This is a genomic window from Marinobacter sp. bablab_jr008 (genome assembly GCF_016464145.1).
Classification (GTDB): Bacteria; Pseudomonadota; Gammaproteobacteria; order Pseudomonadales; family Oleiphilaceae; genus Marinobacter; species Marinobacter nauticus.
On record NZ_JACDWW010000088.1, the window covers coordinates 39,557 to 46,445 of the forward strand.

General features: G+C 57.2%; 6 protein-coding genes. 4 read left to right on the top strand and 2 right to left on the bottom strand.

Going from position 1 to position 6,889, the window contains the following annotated elements:
• Positions 1–24 precede the first annotated feature (24 nt).
• Both JIF53_RS17970 and JIF53_RS17975 read right to left on the bottom strand, forming a co-directional pair.
• On the bottom strand, positions 25–2,751 hold the full coding sequence (locus JIF53_RS17970; protein WP_153741215.1) for an EAL domain-containing protein: 2,727 nt from the start codon (positions 2,749–2,751) through the stop codon (positions 25–27).
• Between the two features lie 225 nt (positions 2,752–2,976).
• Positions 2,977–3,885 carry a LysR substrate-binding domain-containing protein gene (locus JIF53_RS17975; protein WP_121208436.1) on the bottom strand — a complete coding sequence of 303 codons (909 nt, stop codon included), beginning with the start codon at positions 3,883–3,885 and terminating at the stop codon, positions 2,977–2,979.
• A 159-nt stretch (positions 3,886–4,044) separates the two neighbouring features.
• Here JIF53_RS17975 and JIF53_RS17980 point away from each other — a divergent pair, with 159 nt between their 5' ends.
• The 4 genes from JIF53_RS17980 to JIF53_RS17995 all read left to right on the top strand — a co-directional run bounded on the left by JIF53_RS17980 (position 4,045) and on the right by JIF53_RS17995 (position 6,752).
• Complete coding sequence (locus tag JIF53_RS17980) at positions 4,045–5,163, top strand: S-(hydroxymethyl)glutathione dehydrogenase/class III alcohol dehydrogenase (RefSeq protein ID WP_227548943.1); 1,119 nt, start codon at positions 4,045–4,047, stop codon at positions 5,161–5,163.
• A 51-nt stretch (positions 5,164–5,214) separates the two neighbouring features.
• Positions 5,215–6,066: an S-formylglutathione hydrolase gene (gene fghA, locus JIF53_RS17985; RefSeq protein WP_153741213.1), complete on the top strand. Its 852-nt coding sequence runs from the start codon at positions 5,215–5,217 to the stop codon at positions 6,064–6,066.
• A 267-nt stretch (positions 6,067–6,333) separates the two neighbouring features.
• The gene (locus tag JIF53_RS17990; RefSeq protein WP_153741212.1) at positions 6,334–6,528 is read left to right on the top strand and encodes a type II toxin-antitoxin system VapB family antitoxin; all 195 of its coding nucleotides are present in this window, start codon (positions 6,334–6,336) and stop codon (positions 6,526–6,528) included.
• Positions 6,529–6,533: 5 nt separating this feature from the next.
• On the top strand, positions 6,534–6,752 hold the full coding sequence (locus JIF53_RS17995; protein ID WP_228285620.1) for a hypothetical protein: 219 nt from the start codon (positions 6,534–6,536) through the stop codon (positions 6,750–6,752).
• Positions 6,753–6,889: the final 137 nt, after the last annotated feature.

Here is a 6,889-nt window from a genome sequence, read left to right on the forward strand (position 1 = left end):
GGTTACAGGCCGCCATTGCCATGTTCAGGAAATAAGCGGCTTCTCGTACTGCCGGATCAGGAATCCGATCAGGGCATCTTCGTCCAGCGGATAGCTGAACAGATTGCCCTGGCACTGGGCGCAACCGGCGGATTTCAGGAACGTCAGCTGCTGCAGCGTTTCCACCCCTTCCGCCACCACCGTCAGGTGCAGTTTGTGAGCCAGGGCGATCACCGCCGACGCCACATCGGTGGCACTGACGTTGTAGGGAATGTCGCGAATGAAGCGATGATCAATCTTGATCACATCCAGCGGCAACTGCTGCAGCGCCACCAGTGAGCAGGAGCCAGTACCGAAATCATCCAGAATCAGGCACACGCCCAGGTCGTTCAGCGACACCAGCAGTTCCCGCAGCATTCTCGGATCTTCATTGAGCAACTCCGCCGGCATTTCCAGCTCCAGCCGCTCGGGAGATACTCCCGTCTCGGTAATTACCCGCCGGATCATGTCCAGGAAGCCGGAGTCCGTCAGCTGCCGCACCGAGAAGTTCACCGCCATCTTCAGCGACTCGAACCCGGCCCGTTCAAGTGCCTGGACCTGGATACAGGCTTGCCGCAGCGCCAGCTCGCCCAGGCGGATAATCAACCCGGTTTCTTCCGCCAGAGTGATGAACTGCTGGGCCGAGACCAGGCCTTTTTCCGGATGATGCCAGCGCAGGAAAGCCTCCACACCGATCACCCGCTGAGTGGCCAGATCCACTTTTGGCTGGTAGTGCAGAACAAACCGGTCGCCATCGAGTGCCGTGGCCAGCTCTTCCTGCTGCAGCAAGCGACGGGCGGCCTGAATGTTCATGGCCGGCGTGAAGAATTGATAGGTATTGCGCCCCAATTCCTTGGCGCGATACATAGCCAGGTCGGCATATTTCATCAGCGCGCCTGCATCCTCACTGTCGTGAGGGATCATGGTGATCCCGATGCTGACGGTCACACCTACCTCATGGTCGTTCAGTCGAATACGCTGGCACAGGCGCCGCAAAATGTTTTCCGCCACTTTGCCGGCGGCTTCAGAGCCGCTGATCCGGGACAACAACACCACAAATTCGTCGCCACCGAGCCGGGCCACGGAATCTTCCTCACGGACACAGCCTTCCAGCCATTGCGCGACCTGACGCAGAAGTTCGTCACCGGCATCATGCCCCAGGGTATCGTTGATCCGCTTGAAACCGTCCAGATCAAGGAACATCAGGGCTGCCGCCTCGCCACTTCGGCGACTGCGACGAACCACGTGATTCAACCGATCCCGGAACAGCTGCCGGTTGGCGAGCCCGGTCAGCGGATCGTAGAACGCCAGCCGGTGCAGTTCGGACTGAGCTGCCTTGAGCTGGGTAAGATCGCGAAGGCTCAGAACCACACCGTTGACGCCAGGCACCGAGAGCATCGCGGTGAAGGTGCCTTCCATATCCCGCCACTGGCCATCGGCATCGCGCACCCGGGCACGCACCACCGGCATCTGTTTGCCCGGTGAGGCCATGGACTCCTCAAAACCTCTTTGCAGGTGCGACCAGTCATCCATGTGCACCAGCTTCTCGAATTCCAGGGCTTCCACCTTGTCCGGATCGAACCCCAGGATGTCACGACTGGAAGGGCTGGCATAGAGCGGGCGCCCACGACGATCCATGACCAGGGTGACGTTCGCTGCGCCCTCAGTGATGGCGCGATAACGGCCGGCGCTGACCTGGGCAATCAGACGGGAGCGAATCAGGGCCAGCACGAACAGCCAGAGCAGCAAACTGATGGCCAGGCCAGAGCCGAGAACAATGGGGGGGCGTGGGTCGGCGGCGAGATAATCAAAGGCTGGTGTAGAACGGGTCTGCAGCAACCATTCCCGGCCACCGTGTCTGATGGTCTGGCTCATTTCAAAGCTAAATTCGTTGTCCAGCGATCCGAGATTGGAGCCATACATCAGCGTATCTCGTGCCACCAACCCGCTATCGTAGATGCGCACATCCAGAAACGGCGATATCAGGCCAACAATACCGTCGATCAGGTTGTTCATCCGGAAGGCGCTGAACACGTACCCGGCCAGCATCATGCGGCGCTCGGCCCGGATCTCCGGAATCTCGCCGCCCTGGAACACCGGGTAGTACATCAGAAAACCGGCCTGATCCTCGGCGACAGACTCCTGCACCAGCACAACCTTGCCGGTGACCGTCGGGATAGCGTCATCCCTGGCCTGTTCCATGGCAGTACGGTGGATGGGGTCACTGAAAGCGTCATAACCCAGCGCCTTGCGATTACGCTCGGTGCCCGGCTCCAGATAAACCATAGGATAGTAGTAGGGCCCGGTACCCAGCGGCTTGACCAGATAATTGTATAGCCCCTCCGCCCGAACCGAGGCAATGTGATCGGCCATTTCGCGGACACCAATACGCTCAACGTAGCCGATACCCTCAATACCGGGGTAATAACGATTGATATCGACGTTGTCGACGTACTCTTTCCACTGATCGCGTGTGACTTTACCGGTGACAGCAAACAGACCGGCACTGCCGGCAAGAACCTGTTCGTAATTGAGCAGGCGTTCTTCAATCGCGGTCTTAAGCTGCAGGGACTGAGTGCGGAATCGGGCCTCGGTGCGATCGTCAACCAGCCGGATGGAGACCTGCCAAAGCAATACCGTCGCAACCACAGACACCAGGAATACCACCCAGGCGATCCAGGAATTGCGCAGCTTCAGCAACTGACGGAGGGGAAGATCCTTTTTGGTCATCATCGTGTTCGGCCCATTCCATGACCCGGTTTATTGTCGAATCCGGCGAGTATAACAAAAGTGTTCTTGAACCCACAGTTTGGCCGGCCGTTGGCGCTGAGGTGTGGCCGACAGCTTGGTCGGTGCTGCTGACACCCTTGGCAATTCAGGCTGGCTTGAGGAGGTACAGACGGGAGCTACGGTCGCAAAGCGCCGTTCTTTGAATACACAATCCCATCGGTTCATTGCTTAATAATCCGCGTTTGCTGCGTCCGGCGGAGAACCGCCAGGTTTCAGGGATTCCGAAAGAAAATCCAGCAGCAGCCTTATCTTCGGCGACAGATGACGGTTATGGGGATACACCGCCCAGATACCGTCATCGTCTTCCTGATAACGGGTCAGCACCGGAATCAACAGCCTGGAATCCAGTGCGCTCTGAACGTAGTAATCCGGAAGCTGAACAATGCCAATGCCCTTGAGGGCGGCATCAAGCAGGGCCCTGCCACTGTCGCAGCGGATGTTCCCCGTTACCCGCACGTTGCGCGGCTGGCCCAATTCCTGGAAGCGCCAGTAATCCAGGTTTCCCAGCAGGCAGTTGTGGTTCGCCAGTTCGGACAACGAGTGAGGCGTGCCGTGCGTGGCGAGATAATCGGGCGAGGCACACACGTATAGGGTTCGGGATGCGAGACGCCGGGCCATCAAGGTCGAATCCTGCAGCTTTCCCATGCGCACGGCAAGATCGTACCCCTCAGCGACCAGATCCAGTGTCTGGTTGGTAAGCTTCATGTCCACATCGAGTTCGGGGTATCGCAAAACGAAGTCATTGACCAGCGGCGCAATGGATTTCTCTCCATAGGTCACCGGCGCAGTCAGCCTCAGCCTGCCTCGCGGGACCAGCTGCATGTTGGTAATAGAGCGTTCCGCCTGCTCCAGGGCATCAAGTACCTGCCGGCAGTGCTGGTAAAAGATCTGTCCGGCCTCGGTTACCGACACCCGGCGTGTGGTGCGGTAGAACAACCGCGTCGATAAGCGGGCCTCCAGGGCACTGACCTGACGGCTGACCTGTGCTGTCGACACGTCCAGTCGCTTCGCGGCACGCGTGAAACTCTCGGTTTCGGCAACCGCCACAAACTCGTTTACCCCTTCCCAGCGATACATGATTATCCCTTTTTGCTTTGCGTCAGCCGATTATTACACATACGTAAAGGTGATTTGATAAAAACAGCGATTATCACTCAGAGAGCCATAAATACAATATGGCCTTCGTTTGGGCGCGCCGCCCTTCCTGAATGACCAATGGAGAACATTATGGCTGAGATGATCAAATCAAAAGCAGCAATTGCCTGGGGCCCCGGTCAGCCACTGTCGGTTGAAGAGGTGGACGTGATGCCCCCGAAAGCAGGGGAAGTAAGGATAAAAGTGATCGCAACCGGTGTATGCCACACCGATGCGTTTACCCTCTCGGGTGAGGATCCCGAGGGCAACTTTCCAGCCATCCTTGGCCATGAAGGCGGCGGCATTGTAGAGGCGATTGGTGAAGGCGTTACCAGTGTTGCCGTCGGCGATCACGTTATTCCCCTGTATACCCCCGAATGTGGCGAGTGCAAATTCTGCCTGTCCGGCAAAACCAACCTGTGCGGGAAAATCCGCGAAACCCAGGGCAAGGGGCTGATGCCCGATGGCACCAGCCGCTTCTACAAGGACGGCCAGCCCATCTATCACTACATGGGCTGCTCGACCTTCTCCGAGTACACCGTTCTGCCGGAGATTTCGCTGGCGAAGGTCAATAAGGAAGCCCCGCTGGAAGAGGTGTGCCTGCTGGGCTGCGGCGTAACCACCGGCATGGGCGCGGTCATGAACACCGCCAAGGTAGAAGAAGGCGCTACGGTGGCTATTTTCGGTCTCGGCGGCATCGGCCTCTCCGCGATTATTGGTGCAACCATGGCCAAGGCGAGTCGAATCATCGGCATCGATATCAATGACAGCAAGTTCGACCTGGCACGACAGCTTGGCGCAACCGACTGCATCAATCCCAAGGACTACGACAAGCCGATTCAGGAAGTGATCGTCGAACTGACCGACGGTGGCGTGGACTATTCCTTCGAATGCATCGGCAACGTCGATGTCATGCGGTCCGCACTGGAATGCTGCCACAAGGGCTGGGGCGAGTCTGTCATTATTGGCGTTGCCGGGGCAGGCCAGGAAATTTCCACCCGTCCGTTCCAGCTCGTTACCGGTCGGGTCTGGAAAGGCTCCGCCTTCGGAGGGGTCAAAGGCCGTTCCGAGCTGCCTGGTATTGTCGAGCGTTACCTGCAGGGTGAATTCAAGCTTAATGATTTCATCACCCACACCATGGGGCTTGATGACATCAACAAGGCCTTCGAGCTTATGCATGAAGGCAAGAGCATCCGCAGCGTTATTCATTTCGATAAGTGATGGTGAGGGCGGCCCGCCACTTCGGCGGGCCGCCCCGCAACGGAGTGTCCAATGACCCTTGAAAACCTGAGCAGTAACAAAAGTTTTGGTGGCTGGCACAAACAGTACAGCCATCCGTCTGAAAGCCTTGGCTGCACCATGCGCTTTGCGGTCTACCTGCCACCGCAGGTTGCCAATGGACAGAAAGTGCCGGTGCTTTACTGGCTTTCCGGCCTCACCTGCACAGACGAAAACTTCATGCAGAAAGCCGGCGCCCATCGTGTGGCCGCGGAATTGGGCATGGCCATCGTGGCACCGGACACCAGCCCCCGCGGCGATGACATTGCCGATGATGAAAGCTACGATCTTGGCCAGGGGGCGGGCTTCTATGTAAACGCGACCGAAAGCCCATGGCATCCCCACTACCGCATGTACGACTATGTTCTGAATGAGCTGCCTGCACTGATCGAATCTGTTTTCCCGGTAACGAATCAACGCTCGATTGCGGGCCATTCAATGGGTGGTCATGGCGCCCTGGTTCTGGCTCTGCGCAACCCGGCGCGGTACCAGTCCGTGTCGGCCTTCAGCCCGATCAGCAACCCGGTAAACTGCCCATGGGGCAAAAAGGCCTTTACTGCCTACCTGGGCAAAGACAGCTCGCGTTGGGCCGAATACGACGCCAGCCTGCTGATGCGGGATGCAACACAGTTCGTACCGGCACTGGTCGACCAGGGGGACGCGGACAACTTTCTGACTGATCAACTTCGGCCAGAGGCGCTTGAGGCCGCAGCCAGCACCAGCAATTACCCGCTGGAGCTCAATTTCCGGGAGGGCTACGACCACAGCTACTTCTTTATCTCGAGCTTTATCGAGCAGCATCTGCGATTTCATGGCCGACATCTGGGGTGTGGCTCAAATCATTGATATCGAGACAGACTGGACGTAGGTTTTTCAGAGCAGTGGGAAATTGGCTCAGGTATTGCAGCGGGGGGAGTGTTCGCTTTTGTTGAGGCTTGCCGGGGATGCGGACGTTCGCGAAGCGAATATTCAGACTAGGGGTAACGCCCGGCTCACGCGCCGGTTTGGAGCCGTGTAGCGGCGGAAAATCGGTCGCTGTGCAGCCGATTGTTATGTATTCCCTGAAGTGCTAGATTGTGTATATAAATTGAAAACCATACACATAGGTGCACCATGAGAACGAACATTGTCATTGACGATCAGTTGATGGCCGAAGCCCTCAAAGCCTCCGGCTACAAAACCAAAAAAGAAGCCGTTGAGCAAGGCCTGAAACTTCTGGTCCAGCTTAGCAAGCAGCAGGAAATTCGAAAGCTGCGTGGCAAAATTAAGTGGGAAGGCGACCTGGATGAAATGCGGAGCGCCGGATGATACTGGTGGATACCAGCGTCTGGATCGACTATTTCAACGGAGTCAAGAACCCGCAGACTGACCTGTTGGATGCCTCAATAGTCCAAGGATCCGTCGCTATCGGCGACCTCATATTTCTGGAAATCCTGCAAGGCATCCGCAACGACAAACACTATCGTCAGACCAAACAGAGCCTGCTCTCGCTGGAACAGTATGAAATGTTTGGCAAAGACATGGCACTTTGAGATGGACCCATTCAGTTGGACAACCTGATGGTGTCCCTAAGCTATGATCCGGTTGTTTCCCTGGCTCAGGCTGCCAGAGATATGGGTTGCCCGTAGTACACCTCATCGGGCGTTTGGTAATCAAGGGTTTGGTGGTA